General features: G+C 46.7%; 15 protein-coding genes and 1 riboswitch. Of the genes, 7 read left to right on the forward strand and 8 right to left on the reverse strand.

The window, feature by feature from the left end:
* The first annotated feature begins 60 nt into the window (after window positions 1-60).
* Window positions 61-1,542, forward strand: coding sequence for a carboxylesterase/lipase family protein (locus MHH57_RS06435; protein ID WP_342434962.1), 1,482 nt, complete (start codon window positions 61-63; stop codon window positions 1,540-1,542).
* A 90-nt stretch (window positions 1,543-1,632) separates the two neighbouring features.
* Here the strand turns inward: MHH57_RS06435 and MHH57_RS06440 are convergent, their stop codons facing one another.
* The 6 genes from MHH57_RS06440 to MHH57_RS06465 form a co-directional block, all read right to left on the reverse strand.
* Complete coding sequence (locus tag MHH57_RS06440; protein WP_342434963.1) at window positions 1,633-3,663, reverse strand: methyl-accepting chemotaxis protein; 2,031 nt, start codon at window positions 3,661-3,663, stop codon at window positions 1,633-1,635.
* Between the two features lie 240 nt (window positions 3,664-3,903).
* Window positions 3,904-4,851, reverse strand: coding sequence for a DMT family transporter (locus MHH57_RS06445; protein WP_165144889.1), 948 nt, complete (start codon window positions 4,849-4,851; stop codon window positions 3,904-3,906).
* Window positions 4,852-5,029: 178 nt separating this feature from the next.
* A riboswitch (FMN riboswitch) is annotated at window positions 5,030-5,174 on the reverse strand.
* Between the two features lie 122 nt (window positions 5,175-5,296).
* On the reverse strand, window positions 5,297-5,992 hold the full coding sequence (locus MHH57_RS06450) for a hypothetical protein (RefSeq protein ID WP_029516327.1): 696 nt from the start codon (window positions 5,990-5,992) through the stop codon (window positions 5,297-5,299).
* Window positions 5,985-6,908, reverse strand: a complete 924-nt coding sequence (locus tag MHH57_RS06455) for an ABC transporter ATP-binding protein (RefSeq protein WP_342434964.1) — start codon at window positions 6,906-6,908, stop codon at window positions 5,985-5,987. Before MHH57_RS06455 ends, MHH57_RS06450 begins: the two co-directional genes overlap by 8 nt.
* 108 nt (window positions 6,909-7,016) lie before the next feature.
* Window positions 7,017-7,961 (reverse strand): sensor histidine kinase, encoded by a 945-nt coding sequence (locus MHH57_RS06460; RefSeq protein ID WP_049816929.1) that lies wholly within the window; start codon window positions 7,959-7,961, stop codon window positions 7,017-7,019.
* Window position 7,962: 1 nt separating this feature from the next.
* On the reverse strand, window positions 7,963-8,670 hold the full coding sequence (locus tag MHH57_RS06465; protein WP_029516330.1) for a response regulator transcription factor: 708 nt from the start codon (window positions 8,668-8,670) through the stop codon (window positions 7,963-7,965).
* A gap of 303 nt (window positions 8,671-8,973) precedes the next feature.
* Between MHH57_RS06465 and MHH57_RS06470 the strand changes: the two genes are divergently transcribed.
* The 3 genes from MHH57_RS06470 to MHH57_RS06480 all read left to right on the forward strand — a co-directional run bounded on the left by MHH57_RS06470 (window position 8,974) and on the right by MHH57_RS06480 (window position 11,728).
* Window positions 8,974-9,477 (forward strand): hypothetical protein, encoded by a 504-nt coding sequence (locus MHH57_RS06470; RefSeq protein WP_029516337.1) that lies wholly within the window; start codon window positions 8,974-8,976, stop codon window positions 9,475-9,477.
* Window positions 9,478-9,575: 98 nt separating this feature from the next.
* Window positions 9,576-9,884, forward strand: a complete 309-nt coding sequence (locus MHH57_RS06475) for a hypothetical protein (RefSeq protein ID WP_029516338.1) — start codon at window positions 9,576-9,578, stop codon at window positions 9,882-9,884.
* 212 nt (window positions 9,885-10,096) lie between these two features.
* Window positions 10,097-11,728, forward strand: coding sequence for a formate--tetrahydrofolate ligase (locus MHH57_RS06480; protein ID WP_165144898.1), 1,632 nt, complete (start codon window positions 10,097-10,099; stop codon window positions 11,726-11,728).
* Window positions 11,729-11,751: 23 nt separating this feature from the next.
* Here the strand turns inward: MHH57_RS06480 and MHH57_RS06485 are convergent, their stop codons facing one another.
* Both MHH57_RS06485 and MHH57_RS06490 read right to left on the reverse strand, forming a co-directional pair.
* On the reverse strand, window positions 11,752-13,482 hold the full coding sequence (locus tag MHH57_RS06485; RefSeq protein ID WP_342434965.1) for an ABC transporter substrate-binding protein: 1,731 nt from the start codon (window positions 13,480-13,482) through the stop codon (window positions 11,752-11,754).
* Window positions 13,483-13,590: 108 nt separating this feature from the next.
* Entirely contained in the window at window positions 13,591-14,583 is a 993-nt protein-coding gene (locus tag MHH57_RS06490; protein ID WP_342434966.1) for an ABC transporter substrate-binding protein, read from the reverse strand.
* 234 nt (window positions 14,584-14,817) lie between these two features.
* Here MHH57_RS06490 and MHH57_RS06495 point away from each other — a divergent pair, with 234 nt between their 5' ends.
* The 3 genes from MHH57_RS06495 to alr all read left to right on the forward strand — a co-directional run bounded on the left by MHH57_RS06495 (window position 14,818) and on the right by alr (window position 18,312).
* Complete coding sequence (locus MHH57_RS06495) at window positions 14,818-15,450, forward strand: LysE family transporter (protein WP_039269618.1); 633 nt, start codon at window positions 14,818-14,820, stop codon at window positions 15,448-15,450.
* A gap of 110 nt (window positions 15,451-15,560) precedes the next feature.
* On the forward strand, window positions 15,561-16,847 hold the full coding sequence (locus tag MHH57_RS06500) for an outer membrane lipoprotein-sorting protein (protein WP_209949622.1): 1,287 nt from the start codon (window positions 15,561-15,563) through the stop codon (window positions 16,845-16,847).
* A 268-nt stretch (window positions 16,848-17,115) separates the two neighbouring features.
* Entirely contained in the window at window positions 17,116-18,312 is a 1,197-nt protein-coding gene (gene alr, locus MHH57_RS06505) for an alanine racemase (RefSeq protein WP_039269622.1), read from the forward strand.
* Window positions 18,313-18,360: the final 48 nt, after the last annotated feature.

The raw sequence follows: 18,360 nt of genomic DNA on the forward strand, positions 1-18,360 counted from the left end.
ATATGTAAAGATTGATATTATACCGTTGTGTTGAACTTACGAAATAAAGGGGGCTTCATGATGGAGAGTATTATAGTACATACTCGTCTAGGTCAATTGCGTGGGGAATCAGGAAATGGATATCATGTATGGAAAGGTATCCCATATGCACAGCCTCCTATTGGAAAACTACGTTTTCACGCGCCCCAGTCTTTGGAGTCTTGGGAGGGTGTGCGGGCTGCGACGAGTTTTGGGCCAATCTGTCCGCAACCTATGCCATCCGCTGAAAGTATGACTGGAAATCTGGTGGAACCGCCTAAGCAGTCAGAGGATTGCTTATACCTGAACGTTTGGACACCTGCTTCGAAGACTCCTGAGAAGGGACGTCCAGTGATGGTGTGGATTCATGGCGGTGCCTTTGTCACGGGGTCCGGGATTATACCTTTATATGACGGGGAACGCATGGCGAAGAATGGCGATGTTGTGGTTGTTACGATCAATTATCGATTGGGGCCGTTAGGGTTTTTGCATCTGACTCCAAAGGGAGATGGCCTGACCTCTAATGCGGGACTACTGGATCAGATCGCTGCGCTGGAATGGGTTAGGGATCACATCTCTGCCTTTGGTGGCAATCCGGACGAAGTGACGGTGTTCGGTGAATCAGCAGGCGCGATGAGTATTGCCGCTTTATTGGCGATGCCAGCAGCTAAAGGACTGTTCCAGCGTGCGATTTTGCAGAGCGGTGCGTCGCAGGTATTGCCAACTTCACAGGCCGAGCAAGTGACGGCTGTGTATCTACAGCAGCTGGGTGTGGACACTCAGCATCCAGAGAGGTTGTTTAGCCTGCCGACAGATGCGCTGATGCTAGCGATGGCGAAGACGCATGAAGTCATCGGACCAGGGATGGCGATGATCTATCAACCCGTTGTGGACGGTGTGACCTTGCCAGATGTACCCCTGTCTGCAATCGCGCAAGGTTCAGCAAAGCAGGTTTCCGTTTTGATTGGAACGAACTTGCATGAGGGGGGCTATTTCATCCGAAAAGAATCCCATCTAATGAACAAGTCGACAGCGAGACAGGCATTGGAAATGATGACGGGCATGTCAGACATCGGCGACCTGATAGAACCTTTTCCGGTTACGATTGAGGGACAGGCGCAAATGTTGACCGATCTATTTTTTTGGCGTCCTGCGTTGGCTCTTGCTGTTGCACAGTCGGCGCATGCGCCTGTATGGATGTATCGTTTTGATTGGACATTGCCGGGGCATCCTACCTTTGGACAAGCGGTTCACGGTGCAGAGATTGCGTTTGTTTTCGATAATCTGGAGCTGCTAGATAAGCTTGGATTAGAGATTCAACCTTCGATGCAGAAGCTGGCTCAAGATATGCAGCAGGCATGGGTTGCTTTTGCACGTGATGGGAAGCCAGTGCTGTCCGAGGGGGCTTGGCCGATGTACGACAGAGAAGAGCGGACTACAGCTATTTTCCATCAGAATATTAAGGTGGAGCACGACCCTGAAGGAGATAGACGCCGTCATTTAACCGGTCAGATGACCCTATAAGTAACAAGAGAGAGAGCATATCAAGAACTCAAATGTAAAAAGCCTTCGCCCGTAATTTGTATACGGACGAAGGCTTTTGTTAGTAGTAAGTTAAATCTTAAATCGCTTAACCAGCTGTTGCAAATCCTGCGCCATGTTGGACAACTCCTGTGACGAAGAGGCAATTTCCTCCATAGCTGCCATTTGTTCCTGAGCAGCAGCAGATGTTGTCTGCGAGCTGTCCGCCGAATTGCGAGACAGGCTTGCCAAATGGGTAACAGTGGCGGAGACTTCCTCTGTACTGGCTGAGATTTGTTCAGCAGCAGCGGACACACTTTGAATTTGTTCCACGATATGAGAAGTAGAGCGCTCAATATTCGTAAATGCACCTTCTGCATCTTGGCTAATACGCATACCTTCACCTACCTGGTTACGAACATTACCGTTCATGGTAGCGGTAGAGCGTTGAATCAAATCGAGCATCTGAGTAATAATCTGACTGATGGAATCCGCGCTTTCCTTGGATTGCTCAGACAGCTTGCGTACCTCTATAGCGACTACGGCAAATCCACGCCCGGCTTCGCCAGCTCTGGAAGCTTCAATAGACGCGTTCAGAGACAACAAATTGGTTTGCTTGGCAATGGCGGCAATAGCCGTATTCATCTGCTTCGCATCGTCCGAGAGCTGGGATAGCTCATCCATTAAGCTAGCCGTTTGGCTGACAGCCTCCAGAATACGGTCCATTTGGGTCCGTACACTACTGATCATTTGGCTGCCTTGAGCCACATCATGCTCGGTTTGTCCTGCTGAATCCACGATGGAGCTTGCCGATTCGGCAATGGTGCTGACACCCTTCGCCATTTCTTCAACGGCATTAGCGGTCTGCTCGGATGCCTCGGCGCTGGTGGCTGCATTTTCCGCGGATTCCATAACCGTTTCCGCTACATGTTGTACGGACTCCGTCGTTTGCTCTGTGCTTTCCTTGATTATCAGGGAAGAGGAAGCAAGTCGGGAGGAGGTTTGGTTGACCTCTGAGACCATCGTATGCAAGGAATGCGTCATCTGGTCAAAATTCTGTGCCAGTTCGCCGAACTCATCCTTGCTGGATAGATTAACACGTTCGGTCAGATTTCCGTCACGGACGATGCGTGTTCCTGCTTGCAGCTTGCGCAGCGGAATTAAGAATGAGCGGACCATAAGCACAATGATGATCGCCGCGGCAAGTATGGAAATAACAATCACAATCAGGCTTTGTTTCAGAATTGGTTGGGCTGCATCACTATAATCCTCCAGATCCGACAGTGCGACAATGCTCCAACCGGTGAGAGGGTCCTTAAGTGTAAAGGCCAGCATATCTCGATTCATAAATTGAATTTGCGACATGGAAGGATTATCATTTTCGACGGTTGTCGCCACTTCGGGAAGTCCTTCTATGGCGTCAGCCGCTTTTTTGCCTGTCTTGTTGAAAGCTGTTCCAGTCCCAGATACAACTTTATGTTCAGAATCAACAATAATGAGTCCTCCGCGCTCACCAATCTTAACAGACTGCAGACTTTCACTCATTTTGTCCAGGTTCAAAGCCAGGGCAACAGCTCCTTCACCGTCCTCCAGCGTTCCCGATATATTAACGACTAAATTCCCTGTCGTGACGCTGGCAACTGGAACACCGACGAATACTTTACCCTTTTCCAGCATCGCGTTTTTGTACCATTTTCTCTCCCTGGGATCATAATCGGACTCCTGTTTTTTCGGCGAACGTATGTATTGCCCCTTCTCATTGCCGAGAAGCGCTGCATCTAGCTCGGGGTGAGCCTTGACGATAACATCTAACTTTTTCTGAAGGGTCTCTTGGTTGGTACCAATGGAATCAGAATTGATTTCAGTGGTAAGCACGTCCAGGTCTTTCATAATAGGCGCTACATACTGATTGACATTGCTCCGGATCAGATACAGATTCGTGTATACGGAACCGCCCATTTGCTGACTGAGTTGTGTCGTAGCCCCCTGATAAGAAAAGTACCCGATAAGTACGCTCGGAATCAATAACACAGCTAAAAAAGATATTATTAATCTTGTCCTCATTAAATAAAACTGCTTGAGAAACCTGTTCCACCACGGAACTGTTTGTTTTGTTTTAGTCATAGTTCTTGCTCCTCTGTGTCTGATGATCACTACATTGTTTTATTCGACATAAACCGACGAATTTTATAGATGTAATCATTGGGAAACGAGAAATAGTAGCATATTTTAGACACTTTTTTTGAAAAACAGGTCTAAAGAACTATGATTAATATTAATGCGAACACATAAAAAGCCAAATCGGAGATGCAAAAGCATCTTCACAATTTGGCTTGGGTGAGTCATGAAGGGGACATTGAACTGTTAATTTTTTTGCTGACGTGAAATCATAAAGAGCGTAATCCAGATGAGCATAAAACCAGTCAATTGCGCTACAGTAACGATTTGCTGAAATGCGATCCAATTAATCACGACCCCCACCATGGGAAAGCTCAATTCTGCCATCGTAGCATAAGACGCTTTGGTCGTACTTAAGCCTTTGTAATACAGCAATAAGCTAAGAAGACCCGGAAGCAATGCCTGCAATAGCAAGTTGATAATCACAGCTGCGCCTGCCCATGTACCGGCAGGCATATTCCATGGCGCATGCTCTACAGAGGTGAGGACAATCAGCAGAGGGAGCGCCACCATGAAGCGGAGGGAGGTTACCGTTTCATATTTCATTGAACGAAGCAAGTAGCTTCCCATGACTGTCGAACCGCCCCACAGAACCGCTGCACCCAGTGCAAGTAGACTACCGACCTGGGCAAAATCACGAACATGCCCGAAGGGGAGCGACCAACCGAAGGTCAGAAGATACGTCCCGAACAGAGCGACGACAATTAATAATCCAAAATGACGCGGCAGCATTTCCTTCAATATAACGCGGGCCAGAATAATAGCGACCAATGGTTGAAGCTTCTGGAGTAAGAGTACAGCATTCAGATCACCGTTGCTGAGCGCCATGGTAAAAATCACGCTGGCCAGAGCCGAGCCGCCCCACGAGACGAACAAAATAGCGAAAACTTGACGAAGCCGTACCGCTTTGAGTTCCTCACGATGTTTCCACAGCATCGGTGTCAGAGCAAGGAAAAGCAGCATATGCTCCATTAGTACAATTTGTGTTGAAGTAAATGATTTTAGCAAAATAATACGAAACAGCGGATCAGCGCCCCACAAGGCTGCTCCTATTGCGACCAGCCAAAAACCGCTTTTCATGTGGGAGCTATGATCAAAACCTTTGGATGTTAGTACAGTAGAAGATTGACTCATACTCAATTAGCTCCTTGCGAATACAGGACCGGTGGCACAAAAACCCCCGTCTATGGCGAAAGGCCATGCAAGACGGGGGTTGATCAAATAAACTTGCCGCTTTATGCAAGTTAAATGAAGTTACTGCTACTGCAAAACCCATAACGCAGCATTCATCCACTTCGCGGCATGTTGATATTTCGATCTTCTTCCATCCGGACTTTACCGTCGGCTTTGGCATCTCACCAAATCAGTCCGTATCCTGTTGCCAGATACAGAGTCGCGGGCTTAGCTCCATGAGCCATACCGCCGGTTGGGAATCTCACCCTACCCCGAAGATCCTTATTCCGTTTTTTAATTTCTCCTATAGGATATACCTGTTTTAGAATGAAGTCCAGTGAAAAATGTGTGTATATCTAACAATGATTTTCATCTATTTTTCGAAAGCGTTTTACTAAGTTACATACTATGAAGTAATATCCTTATACTCAATGCGTCGAATCGCTGCATAAGCCACAAGCATTCCCAGTATAGAGAAGCCTATTTGCACGGGGGCTATGGAGCTAAGTGTAGCGCCGTTATTATTGGAGAAAAGCAATGCTACAATCAGGATTGAGGTCACAATGGTGGTGGGTACAGAGTATCTTCGCATCCCCATATACAGCGGAACCAGTCCCATAAAGCTGGCAGCAACGGCATTGATCAGCGTCCGTGCTGATTGTTGACCCAGTATCGAAAGAGTAAGGTTATCGGGTACAATCAAGACAAGCTGGTTGAGCAGATGAATAGCAGCCGTAATGATTATTTCCGAAATAATAATAGATAAGAAGGTAAACAGCAGCACAACCAAGAGCTTGGCGATCATCAGCTTCTGACGGTGAATCGGATACATGAACAGGATCGTAATCGATTTGGACTTAAATTCCCCTACGATAAAGCGGCACAGAAGAACAGAGGCAAACACAATAAATGTGGCTCTGACCAGCATGTCCATGAGATCGAGAAGCTGAGTGTACTGTGTAAATTCGGGTATTCCTGTACTTTGGCTGTCCAGCGCGATGATACAGAGCAACCCAAGAATGCATGCATTGGCGATCAGTGCTGAACGGATATAACCCGCCAGATGAAATTTTTTCAGCTCCAATTGCATCAATTTAAGCATGGAGATCACCTCCGTTTAACAGCCGCAAAAAGTAGTCTTCTAGCGTACTGCTTTTCTGATGAATGGAATCCACTTCTATATCATTTAAAATGAGCGTCTTCGTAATTTGTTTCTGCGGTACATTTGAGTCGTAAATACGTATATTCTGTTCATTGAGCACCCTTATATTATTCAGATTCAGATGATGGGAGAGGACGTAGGCCGCCTTTTTACAATCGTTGGTCGTAAATTCGATGTATTCCGTATTGGTTTCTCGCACCTGTTCCATCGACACTTCCTCAATCAGCCTTCCGTGATTAATCACGCCTACCGTATCCGCAATCTGCTCTATTTCCGCTAAAATATGACTGGACACGAGCAGAGTCATCCCATATTCCTTGCATAGCATGTGGAATAGTTGGCGGATTTCCTTGATTCCCACGGGGTCCAAACCATTAATCGGTTCATCCAAAATGAGTAGCTCTGGCTTAGTCGCAATAGCGCGGGCAATCCCGAGACGCTGTTTCATTCCCAGTGAAAAGTCTTTTACCGACTTGTCACCCGCATTCTGCAAGTTTACTAATTCCAGGGCATCTCGGACAGCCTGCTTATTATAGTAGCCCATGTATTCACAATGAAGTTCCAGATTTTGCTGCGCCGTCAGCCTGTCATAAAAAATCGGGTATTCAATAATCGAACCCATCCGTCCGAGCAGATGATACGACTTTGGCGTTAATTTCTCACCGAATAATTCAATTTCACCCGATGTCGGCTTGAGTAAATTCGTAATCATTTTCATCATCGTCGTCTTGCCTGCCCCGTTAGGGCCGAGAAAGCCATAGGTTTCTCCCTTGCGCACATTCATGCTGACTCCCGCTACAATTTCGTTACCCTTCAGGGCTTTGGTCAACTGATGTGTACGTATTACGTAAGTCATGGGTGTTCTCCCTTCGTATACTGCTGATAATTCAAGGATAAAGGGCGAAATGTTCATTTTTCTTTCGTGATTCTTACAAATTTATTAAGTTGAGTATGTTGAGTTCGATTAATAGTTGATTTTCTTCAATGTAAAAGAGAAGACTGTCCGCTCATAAGGTCTACTGGTCAATTGAATTTCTCCGTTCATCGTTTCAACCAGACGTTTGGCAATCGTAAGGCCCAGTCCGCTGCCTTGTACCGCCTTATTGCGGGAGTCCTCCAGTGTGTACATACGTTCAAAAACTTTATCTTGCTCAGATTCCTGTATGCCTTTGCCACGATCCCATACCTCTATACGCACTGTATCCTGCTGTTCTGACAGCGTCAGGCCTAGCGTCCGTCCATCTGCCCCGTAGCGAATGGCGTTCGAGATCAGATTATTCAGCACCCGCCCAATCGCTCCTTCGTTCCCCAAGGCATGAATGGGGTACTCCGGGATCTCAATATGCACAGTAAACCCCTGTGCAGTCAGCAGGTCATAAAACTCTAAAATGCTGCGTCTGCACAGTTCTCCCACTTCCAGTCGTGTCAACGGAATATCCGTATCATTAGCTTCCAGTTTCGCCAAATTAAAAAAGCTTCCGATCAACTCAATCGCTTCGCTTGTCTTTTGATGAATTTTGGATAGCAGCTTTATACGTTCTTCCGGCAAAATAGTCGGATCGCCATCCAGCATCTCGGCATATCCAAGCACAACCGTAAGCGGGGTCTTGAGATCGTGTGAAATGTTCGAAATCATTTTGCGCATAGCAATTTGGCTACGGTTGTAATCTGCAGACACTCTGAGATTCAAGTCCAGCAGTCGATTAATTTCCGTCATGAGTCGTTGCAGTTCAACGTCACCTGTGACATATAGCAGCTTTTCCGCATGATTCACCGTCACTATTCGCTCTAGTAGGGCTCGGATATCCCTTATTTTGCGCTTATTGGCCATACGCTCCCGCCAAAGCCATACTATAACGACTGACATGATGAGACCGACAATCCATTCAGAAATGTTTTCGATGTTCATATCAGCCATTCTCCCATTTGTAGCCAATGCCCCATAGCGTTTTAATGTGGACAGGATGAGAGGGATCTTCTTCAATTTTCTCACGCAGGCGGCGAATATGGACGTTAATCACGTTCTCGTCGCCCATATAATCGTCCTTCCAAATAAATCCGTATAATTGTGCTTTTGTAAATACCCGGTTTGGATTGGCTACAAACAGCTTCAAAATATCGGATTCTTTGGCTGTTAGCTGAATTTCGTTTTCATTGCGTATGACTGTAAAATGATCAAAATCAATGCACAGACTGCCGTAGGTCAAAACTTGTGCTTGCGGCTGTTCCTCCTGCTGTTGCTGACGGGCATATGTAGTAGATCTTCGGATCGCGGACTGAATACGAGCGGTCATTTCCAGCATTGAAAAAGGTTTGGCAATATAATCGTCTGCCCCAAAGCCCAGTCCAAGCGCTTTATCCACGTCGCTGTCCTTGGCTGACATAATCAGAATCGGGACGGCGCTATGGGTACGAATTCGTCGAATCACCTCCATACCGTCCACCTTCGGCATCATCAAATCCACCAGTACCAGATCATAGGTATGACGTTCAAAGGCAAGAAGCCCCTCTTCCCCGTCATAGGCAGTGGTTAGGCTGTATCCTTCCTTAGTGAGTGCTTTAAGTAGCATTTCGGCAATGGATAGATCGTCTTCAATAAGTAAAATATGCTGTGGCATAGGTGTGGAACACCCCTAATTTTTAGATTAAGCTCGTGTGACGAACTGTACCTGAATTATATAGAGCAGTGGAGGGGATTTCCATAAAAAATATCCAAAGAAAAAATGGAAACTCCCTGGATCGTCCCAGGGAGTTACGTAATCAGCTGTGTCTGGCAATATATCTTTCCTCTATTATACTGAAAGAGTTTATAATCCGGTGTTTGGAATACGATGTTATGATATACGTGACATGCTTTATACAAGAAATCAGGTATGTCGAATCACGCTGCGGTACAGGAGCGTCAATAAAGGAGAGCAACGATGTTTGTCATACGAGGAACACAAAAACTGCTGAAGGAATGGGAGACTGAACCACTTCAAGTTGATATTTATCCGCCTTTAAATAGTTGGCATGCCAGCTTATTTTTACTGAATCGAAGAAAAAATATAGTGTTTATGCATGATATATCCCGCTTAAGCATCACGCTGTTTGGGATTAAAAAATCGCAGTACAAAAACTTGCCGACTCTTTTTATACAAGCCTTGAAGGAATTAATGATCAGCGAAGGGTTTGATGAGCAGATCGTGAAGGCATACACACAGGAAGGCGAGCAGATGCTGGCAACTACGACGAATAGACATAGTGTGTTGGTAACCTTAGATGAGATTATATTTATTATGAAGGAACTGGATATGGAGCATGGGTGCGAACTGGAAAAAAACCAGTGGAATAACCGGATTGTTTTCAAAACTGTTGAATACAAGTACCCTGTTGATGTTTTTAAAGAAGTGCTGGAAAAGCATTATAAACTAGAGCGTATTTGAGAAATTTATGATTTTACGAAATGAGTTCCATTTATTCCCTCTGTCCTATATAATCTAATATAGTTCTAAAAGACTATATAAAGAGAGGTAAGGGGTAAATGAAGATTAAATTAAGAAATAAAACTGGAATGATCAAGGAACGCAAAGTAGGTTTTTCATGGACTACGCTCTTTTTCGGTTTTTTCCCTGCGTTGTTTAGAGGGGATTGGAAGTGGGCTGTTATTATTTTTCTGGTATCGATCCTTACGAGTGGGGCGTCCAACTTTGTATTTTGCTTCATTTATAATCGCTTACATATTAATGATCTGCTGTCCCAAGGCTATGGCCCTGCTACTAAGAAATCCCAATCTATCCTGATTTCTAAGGGATTTATTGCTGAAAATTACGCTGCTAACTTTGCAGGTTAATTTGAGAGCTGTTTGTTAAACGAGACGTATCAAAAGGGCATCCACCAAAGTCCATACGGGCGGGGGAGGCTCTTTTTTAATAACTCACATGATAGCAACGCTTGCGATGAAATGAATCATAGCGCAATAAGCGGCACACTTTGGTAAAATAAAACGATACAGGGTTTGACACCATCGGTCAGACTTATAAAACGGGGGGTACATAACGAAAGATGAAGAGGATTATTGATATAGCCAAAGAAGCAGGAATTGAAGAAGAACATCTAGAGACGTATGGAAAATATAAAGCAAAGCTGAACCCGTCCCTGTGGGAGCAGTTAAAGGATCGTCCGAATGGAAAGCTGGTGCTGGTTACGGCGATGAACCCCACGCCAGCGGGAGAAGGCAAAACGCTGACCACCATTGGACTGTCGCAGGCGCTGAATGCGCTGGGGCATAAAACCGTTGCTGCGTTACGTGAGCCGTCCCTTGGCCCTTGCTTCGGCATGAAAGGAGGAGCAACTGGGGGAGGACAAGCCCAGATTGTTCCAGCAGAAGACATTAACCTCCATTTTACAGGTGATATTCACGCGATTTCGGCAGCGCATAATTTGCTGGCAGCGATGATCGATAACCATTTATTTCATGGAAATGCTTTGCGGTTGAAACCCGAGCGGATTGTGTGGAAACGCGCTGTCGATATGAACGACCGGAGTTTACGAAACATTGTAACCGGATTGGGGTCAGGTAATGGAGCAGTGAGAGAAAGTGGTTTTCTGATTACCTCGGCTTCAGAAGTGATGGCCGTATTATGTTTAAGTGAAGATATGGACGATCTTAAAGTGCGATTGGGTCGGATGGTGATTGGTTATAACGAAGATGGCGAAACGGTAACAGCTGAGGAACTACATGCGGTGGAAGGTATGGCTGTGCTGCTTCGGGAAGCATTGAAACCCAATCTGGTGCAGACGTTGGAGGGAACTCCAGTTATTGTGCACGGCGGACCTTTTGCGAATATTGCGCATGGATGCAGTAGTTTGATCGGTACGAAGCTAGCCCTGAAGTTGGGAGAGGTGGTTGTCACGGAGGCTGGGTTCGGGGCTGAGCTGGGGGCAGAAAAGTTTTTTGACATCAAGTGCCGTCAATCCGGTTTGCAGCCAGATGCGGCTCTGTTGGTCGTAACCGCCAAAGCGCTGAAATATAACGGCGGTGTAGCTAAAAATGAGCTGGACGCAGAAAATCTGGAGCAATTGCAACTTGGATTAGCCAACATGAATCGGCATGTACGGAATTTGCAAAAGTTTGGCGTGCCAGTACTGGTAGCGGTCAACCATTTTGTAACAGATAGCGAAGCCGAGCTGGAACTGATTTTCTCGGAATGCCTCAAGCTGGGAGTACCCGTAGAGTTGTCACAGGTGTGGGCACAGGGAAGCCAAGGGGGAGAAAAGCTGGCCCAAAGCCTGCTCAACCTGCTCCAGGAGGACAAAGCCCATTTTGCACCATTGTATGAGCATACCCTTGGTTTGCAAGCGAAGATTAGTGTTATTGCGAAGGAGATTTACGGTGCGGCAGAGGTAGCTTACACTCCTGCGGCCAAACGGGCGTTGGCCGGTATGGAGCAGCTTGGTTTTGGACAACTGCCTGTATGCATGGCCAAAACGCCGTATTCTTTCTCAGATCAACCTTCTCTGCTAGGTGCACCGGAAGGCTTTACCATTCACGTGTCCAGCGTTGCTTTGTCTGCAGGGGCAGGCTTTGTGGTCGTGGAAACAGGCAATACTATGACGATGCCAGGATTGCCCAAATCGCCAGCAGCTGAGCATATGTCGCTGGAGGCAGATGGAAGCATTCAAGGTCTAATGTAGTATCTTTAGAAAATGGCAGCTTCTCAGGATGAAGTACCAAGCAGTTTGGGCAGTGCAGTAAGCAGCTTTTGTCGGGTTATGGCATCGCTCCAGTTCCAGCGTTCAGCTTCTACGAAATATACCCGACCTTGACGTACAGCAGGGAGGCTGCGCCAGAGAGGGCTGCTGATCATGCGTTCCAGCGTACGTTTGGATTCTGGGGCTGTCGGGACAAGCATAAAAATGCGGTCCCCGGCGTAATCAGGCAATTCGTTCGGATCTATTTCCGCGAAGCCGTGTCCCTCGTCGAGCACCTTTTGGATCGGCTCAACGGGCTGAAAGCCCTGGGGGTGGTAGAGGGCCGATGAGAATCCGGACATACCCATGACAAAGAGCCGATCACCATGATCGAAGATGAAGACGGAGGCCGTTTCTCCGGCTGTGATTTGCGTACCGAGCTGCTGCCACATTGCCAGATTACGGGCTTTGAAGGTAGACAACCAGCGTTCGGCCTCCCGCTCCTTACCGAGCCAGGCGCCAAGTGTACGCATCCGTTCCTCCAGCGTGGCGAAGGAGTTGAAGGTGACGGTGGGGGCGATGCTGGCAATGCGCTTATATTCCTGTTCGTCCGAATTGGCGATGATAATTAGATCAGGATCAAGAGCACTGGTCAAGCGGGTATCCAGTGGAAGGCCTACATCGGCGACATTCACAAGACGATGTTTATAGACGCTGTATTCACTGAGTTGCAGACTTCCGCCGATGGCTTTGGCCCCTAATGCCAATAGATCGCCCATCGTTTCTCCATGATAGATGATGCGGCTTGCTCGGCGCGGAATATGAATATGGTGGCCCGTCCAATCCTTGACGCGCACAGAACCGGAGACAGAAAGTGCGTACTTGCCAGGGGGAATCCCGGTCATTTGCCTAAACCGTCGATTAAAATAATATTCGTCAGAGAAACCAACCTGACGGGCTATTTCACGTAAAGGCCGTTTGCAATCCAGCAGCAGCCGCTTGGCATGATTCAAGCGCAGCTCAGTGAGGTAATGCAGCGGCTTTTTGCCTGTAATTTTACGAAACATTTGCGAGTATTGCCATATGGAAACGTTCGCCTGCTCGGCAAGCTGCTTGACGGTAATGGGCTTTTCATAGTTGTTTTCCATATATGAGAGAGTGCCTTCTACCGATGCTGGCAATGCCGGATTAGAGGTATTGTTTTGATCAATATCGGTGTGATCTTCCTGCCACAGCAAAAACAACTCTTGAAACATGATTTGCTGCCGTAATACGGATGTTTGGTTATGCGGCTGTACCGTTTGTTGGGTACTATAAAATAACTCTTCAATCAACTGAATAAGTTTGGAGGAAGAAGAGGAGACGATGTATTCGCGCGGTTCCGGCAGGACAGCTCCATGATATATGGACGGCATGCGCGCTGCGTGTTCAGCCAAGGCCATGTCCGCTTGTGGTTCCGACGTCAAAGCGATGACCTCAAACGTGATTTTGTAGTATTCAGGTACAGTTCCATTCAGGGGAGCGATTTGATAGGATTCACCTGGAGCTAGCCAATACCCATGACCTGTATGGAATAGATACTGCTCTGGGCCAATGTCCACCATCCCTGTCCCACTGATGAACATAAGAAGACAGTGATATGAACTGGGACGTGATAATAATTCATCGGTAGGCTCACCAATCAACGCAATTTCTTTAAAATGAAAAAGCAGTGAGCTGAACGGAGGAGGATATACGGACGACGAAGACTGGTTCACAGTATTGCTCCTTTTATTGAGAATGGTTATCATGTATATATGAGTATACCTCCTTTAGGTTCAACAAAAAAGAAGCCTATCAACAAGTGTCGATAAGCTTCTCCAATTTTATCTGATGAGCTTGGGCAATTCCTTCAGCAGCCATTCTCGAGTGGAAGCATCACTTTCAGTTTTGCCAATATCCTGAGTGTACACACGACCCTGTTTGACAGCAGGGAGCTGGAGCCACAGCTTGCTTTTCATTAACTGTTCGGTGGATTGTTCGGCTTCTGAACTTGGTGTTCTTAGTATGAAAATCCGATCTCCAGCGTATTGTCCGATCACTTCCTGAGATATTTGTACAAATCCTTTGTCTTCATCCAGTGCTTTCTGGATAGGAGGGGTAGGTTTGAAACCATTCTTTTCATACAGTATTTGTGACAGTCCTGTCCGTCCCATTGCGAATAAACGGTCACCTGGATAGTAGGTAAAGACTGAAGCAGTTTCCCCCGCCTTAACACCTTCTGCGTGAAGTTTGGTCCACATCTCCGCTTCCTTTATTTTATATTGGGCAAGCCAATCTTCAGCGTCCTTTTTCTTGTTCACAATGTCTCCGAGATGCAGCAAACGTTCGTCTAACGGGGCAAAGGTATCGAACATAATTGTAGGTGCAATTTTTGTTAACGCTGCGTATTGCTTTTCATCTGTATCGGCGGTAATGATCAGGTCAGGCTGTAGTTCCAAGGCTTTTTCCAAATTAATCGGGAACCCCAGATCAGCCACGTTCTGAACCTGCTTTTCGTAAACCTTGCCTTCAATCATAGAAGTTGATGTACCTACAGCTTGTACGCCTAAAACCAATAAATCCCCATAGTTTTCTCCAAAGTAAACAATGCGCCGAGGAGTCGTGGGAATATTCACTGTATGTCCCTTATAGTCTGTGTATTCACGAGTTGTGGCAGCTTCCGATGTTTTTGTAGATGCTATCGTGTTGCTGTTTGCACTCTGATTGTCAGATGCGCCACATCCCAGCAGCAATGCCCCCATAAGAAAGAATAGGCAGATGAGAGCAGTGTATGGTCGAGTAGATTTTTTGTTGATTGTCGAGCTCTTGTTGGTCATAGTAACCTCCGTATAATAGAATGATTCAGAATTTTGCAAATGAGAATTATTATCATAAAAGCTATGATAAGCGCTGAACCCTCAATACTCAATGGACAAACTTGGTCAATGAATCCGATTTTGTACAAAATAAGTCTCATGTGTTCTTAGCTCATTTCATTCTTCAAATTTTATTGATTTGTCATTTTTTATGGTATAGAATAGCATTTTTATACATTTGAAAGGGGTTTTGAAATGGCATTGTTTATTACATATGTTTTACTAGGTTTCTCTATAGCACTACCTGTAGGTACAATTACGGTTGAAATGACGAAGCAAGGGCTAAAGAATGGATTCATGCATGGTTGGATTGTGGGCCTTGGGGGGATGACCATCGATTTGTTATTAATTACTGGCTTGTATTTTGGTCTGGCCTCAGTCTTGTCATTACCTGTGGTACAAGTGATTATGTGGTTCGTTGGAGCCCTTTTTTTGTGCTACGTGGGGTACGACAGCATTAAAAATGCAGATCATGATATTGCGCTAGAAGGAGAGAAAAAGACGAAATCATTATTTTCTTCCTATAAAAATGGGCTGCTTGTAGCTGTTTCACCAGGAAATTTAGTGTTCTGGGTGAGTGTTTTTGGAACTGTGCTGGCAAGCTCATTTGATCGGTCAAATACAAGTCAATTCTTGATTGTTGGCTTAGGTATTTTGTTTGGTATTCTTATCCATGATTTAGGCTTGATGACCCTCGTAGCCACAACACGGAAAGCCATGAATCGAACCGCTATCAAGTGGGTTACGATCGGTGCAGGCGTGGTTTTGATCGGTTTTTCGATTTATTTTCTGTATGAATTTATGATCACTCTCCAAAAGATTTTATAGCATTACGCAAGGATACGTTCAAGCTTGTCATGCCAGTCTGCATAAATCGAACAAGTCCTTCATAGACATGTACTAATTCATTTAAAACATGTGCTGAAGGGGTTGATGACATGCGCCGGATTTCATGGATGCTCGCCATGGTCATGTGTGTAACGCTGCTGCTGGCCGGGTGCGGCAAGAAGAGCGCGGACGATGTGGTTAAAGATTTGAGTGACGTGGTGAGCGACCTGAACAGCTACCACGGTACAGCTTTGATGACGCTGCATACCGGCGACACGCCGCAGGAATACAAGGTGGATATTTCCTACCGCAAGCCGTCCTATTACCGAATTGCCATGACGAACGAGAAAAAGGATGTTACGCAAATTGTGCTTCGTAATGATGAGGGTGTATTTGTGCTAACACCCAGCCTGAACAAAAGCTTCCGTTTCAAAAGCGACTGGCCAAACAATCAGGGTCAAGTATATTTATATGAAACGTTGGTTCGCAGCATTATCGGCGATGCCTCCCGTCAGTTGGCTACCGACGATAAATCCTATGTGTTTGATGTGGCAGCGAATTACAACAGCCATGCGCTGGTGAGACAAAAGATATGGCTGTCCAAAAATGACTATGCACCCACTCAGGTACAGGTGTCTGATGCGAATGCCAAGGTAGTTGTTGATCTGAAATTCGATCAATTTGTTTTTGATACGAAGTTTGACAAGGACTCTTTTGATATGGAGCGGAATATGGCTTCAGGTAAGACGAGTACAGGTAGCGCAGGGGCGCCATCTTCCGGAGCAGTAGATCCCAGCAGTCAGCTTGATCCTTCCGGTGCGATGGATGGGACGACTGGCGTGACGACTGGCGAACCCGGACAAGAGCAGGGGACCGCAGGGGATGCAGTCCAGCAACCGTCAGGGCAAGCCAAGGTGGACGGTACTGCCACAAACGATACGTCCAAACCGGACAAAGCAGCCAACGCAGCCAACGCAGAGAGGCAGCAACAAACCCCGGGCACATCGGATGCTGCAAACGGAACGTCAGCGGGAACAGATGCGGCAGAAGCTGTGATGGGTGAGTTCGGCTTGATCGAACCGTCCTACACGCCAGCCGGAGTACAGATCAAGGATACGCCGGAGCTGGAGGATAATGGTACACATGCCGTGATGCTACGGTATAGTGGAACATATAATTATACCATTGTGGAGGCACGTCCAAAAGATCGGGCGGTCGCACTGGCCGCAGGCGAACTGGTTGATATTGGAGGAAGCTTCGCCGTGCTGACCGGAAGCGAACAGCAGACGATGACCTGGATGAATGACGGAATCGAGTTCAGAATCACCAGTGCTGACCTGCCTGTGAGCGAAATGATACAAATTGCCGCTTCTATACAGGATCAATCGGGTAAATAAAATTTTATAGACGGATGCAGACGGTCTAGAGTGTAAAAATGCTCTGCTGCCGCCCGTATCCGTCTTTTGTTCATTCGCAGTCTAAGATGTGCATCGCTTGTATATCCTGCTTATTGTAGAGATGGTAGAGGAGGCTGGTAAAGCCCCCCTGCCATTGACAGCCACGTTTTTGAACATTACCATTAACCTTTGGAAGCAAGCACTTTTGCCACACTCCGAATGGTAAAAGGTTATGTTACAGGCTAACAATTGAAGAAGGTGACTGGATTTGCAAGCACAATACAGATCGACCCGGGCCGAAATCAACCTGGATCACCTTGGCGCCAACTATGAAGCTTTTCGCAAGGCATTGCCAGCGGATAAGCTGATACTGGTCTGTGTCAAGGCGAATGCCTACGGACACGGTGCCGTGGAAATTTCAAAGGAATTGGAACGCCTTGGTGCGGATTATTTGAGCGTCGCTTTTCTGGATGAAGCGTTGGAGCTTCGTCATGCGGGGGTTCAGCTACCGATTCTTGTACTCGGCTATACCCCACCGGAAGCTGTACAAACGGCTTGGGAGCATGATATCTCATTGACTGTGTTCAGTGAAGAAGTGCTGGAGGGTATCCGCAGACTGGACTGCCAAGGAAATGAACGCAAGCTGAAGGTGCACATCAAAATAGACAGCGGCATGGGAAGACTGGGTTTGCTGCCTGGAGAAGAGGCTATGGCTTTTGTCCGGCAGGCTCACGAATTAGAGCAGGTGCTGCTGGAAGGCATGTACACCCATTTTGCCCGCGCGGATGAAGAAGACAAAAGCTATACACTGCTACAATATGATCGGTTTCGGGGCGTGGCGGAAGCGCTAAGGGAACAAGGTATCACCATTCCCATTATACATACGGCCAATAGCGCCGCTACCATTGATACCCCTTCTCTTTCCCCCAATATGGTGCGGATTGGTATCAGTATATACGGTCTGTATCCGTCTGATGAGGTTAACCGGCAAGCCATTGAACTGCTGCCTGTATTGTCATTGAAGACGGCGGTGGTTTATACCAAGACGCTTCCTCCCGGCTGGGGAGTTAGCTATGGCACCCGGTATGTGACTTCCAGTGAAGAACGGATCGGTACACTGCCAATCGGCTATGCGGATGGATACTCCCGCATGCTGAGTGGGAAGATCGAAGTATTGATACGCGGTCGCCGCGTCCCGGTACTCGGCACGATTTGCATGGACCAGTGTATGGTATCCTTACAATCTTTCGCAGAAGATGCGGAAGAAATCCAAACCGGCGAAGAGGTTGTTCTCATCGGTCAGCAGTCCGGCGAAACTATCGCGGCGGATGAGCTGGCATCCAAGCTTGGTACGATCCACTATGAGGTGATCTGCATGATCGCAGACAGGGTACCGCGTGTATACACACGAGGTCATGTTCCTGTTATTCGAGTGAACTCGCTTCTTCCAACCCACTGGAATTAATTTCATAACGCAAATTACCGAATAAAAGCAGGAGTTTTCGCAGAACGT

The organism is Paenibacillus sp. FSL H7-0442, from assembly GCF_038593105.1.
GTDB lineage: Bacteria > Bacillota > Bacilli > Paenibacillales > Paenibacillaceae > Paenibacillus > Paenibacillus polymyxa_D.

Bases quoted from the DNA above. Each gene is read 5' to 3' on its own strand.
- MHH57_RS06435 (WP_342434962.1), top strand. From the start codon at position 61: ATGGAGAGTATTATAGTACATACTCGTCTAGGTCAATTGCGTGGGGAA.
- MHH57_RS06440 (WP_342434963.1), bottom strand. From the start codon at position 3,663: ATGACTAAAACAAAACAAACAGTTCCGTGGTGGAACAGGTTTCTCAAG.
- MHH57_RS06445 (WP_165144889.1), bottom strand. From the start codon at position 4,851: ATGAGTCAATCTTCTACTGTACTAACATCCAAAGGTTTTGATCATAGC.
- MHH57_RS06450 (WP_029516327.1), bottom strand. From the start codon at position 5,992: ATGCTTAAATTGATGCAATTGGAGCTGAAAAAATTTCATCTGGCGGGT.
- MHH57_RS06455 (WP_342434964.1), bottom strand. From the start codon at position 6,908: ATGACTTACGTAATACGTACACATCAGTTGACCAAAGCCCTGAAGGGT.
- MHH57_RS06460 (WP_049816929.1), bottom strand. From the start codon at position 7,961: ATGAACATCGAAAACATTTCTGAATGGATTGTCGGTCTCATCATGTCA.
- MHH57_RS06465 (WP_029516330.1), bottom strand. From the start codon at position 8,670: ATGCCACAGCATATTTTACTTATTGAAGACGATCTATCCATTGCCGAA.
- MHH57_RS06470 (WP_029516337.1), top strand. From the start codon at position 8,974: ATGTTTGTCATACGAGGAACACAAAAACTGCTGAAGGAATGGGAGACT.
- MHH57_RS06475 (WP_029516338.1), top strand. From the start codon at position 9,576: ATGAAGATTAAATTAAGAAATAAAACTGGAATGATCAAGGAACGCAAA.
- MHH57_RS06480 (WP_165144898.1), top strand. From the start codon at position 10,097: ATGAAGAGGATTATTGATATAGCCAAAGAAGCAGGAATTGAAGAAGAA.
- MHH57_RS06490 (WP_342434966.1), bottom strand. From the start codon at position 14,583: ATGACCAACAAGAGCTCGACAATCAACAAAAAATCTACTCGACCATAC.
- MHH57_RS06495 (WP_039269618.1), top strand. From the start codon at position 14,818: ATGGCATTGTTTATTACATATGTTTTACTAGGTTTCTCTATAGCACTA.
- MHH57_RS06500 (WP_209949622.1), top strand. From the start codon at position 15,561: ATGCGCCGGATTTCATGGATGCTCGCCATGGTCATGTGTGTAACGCTG.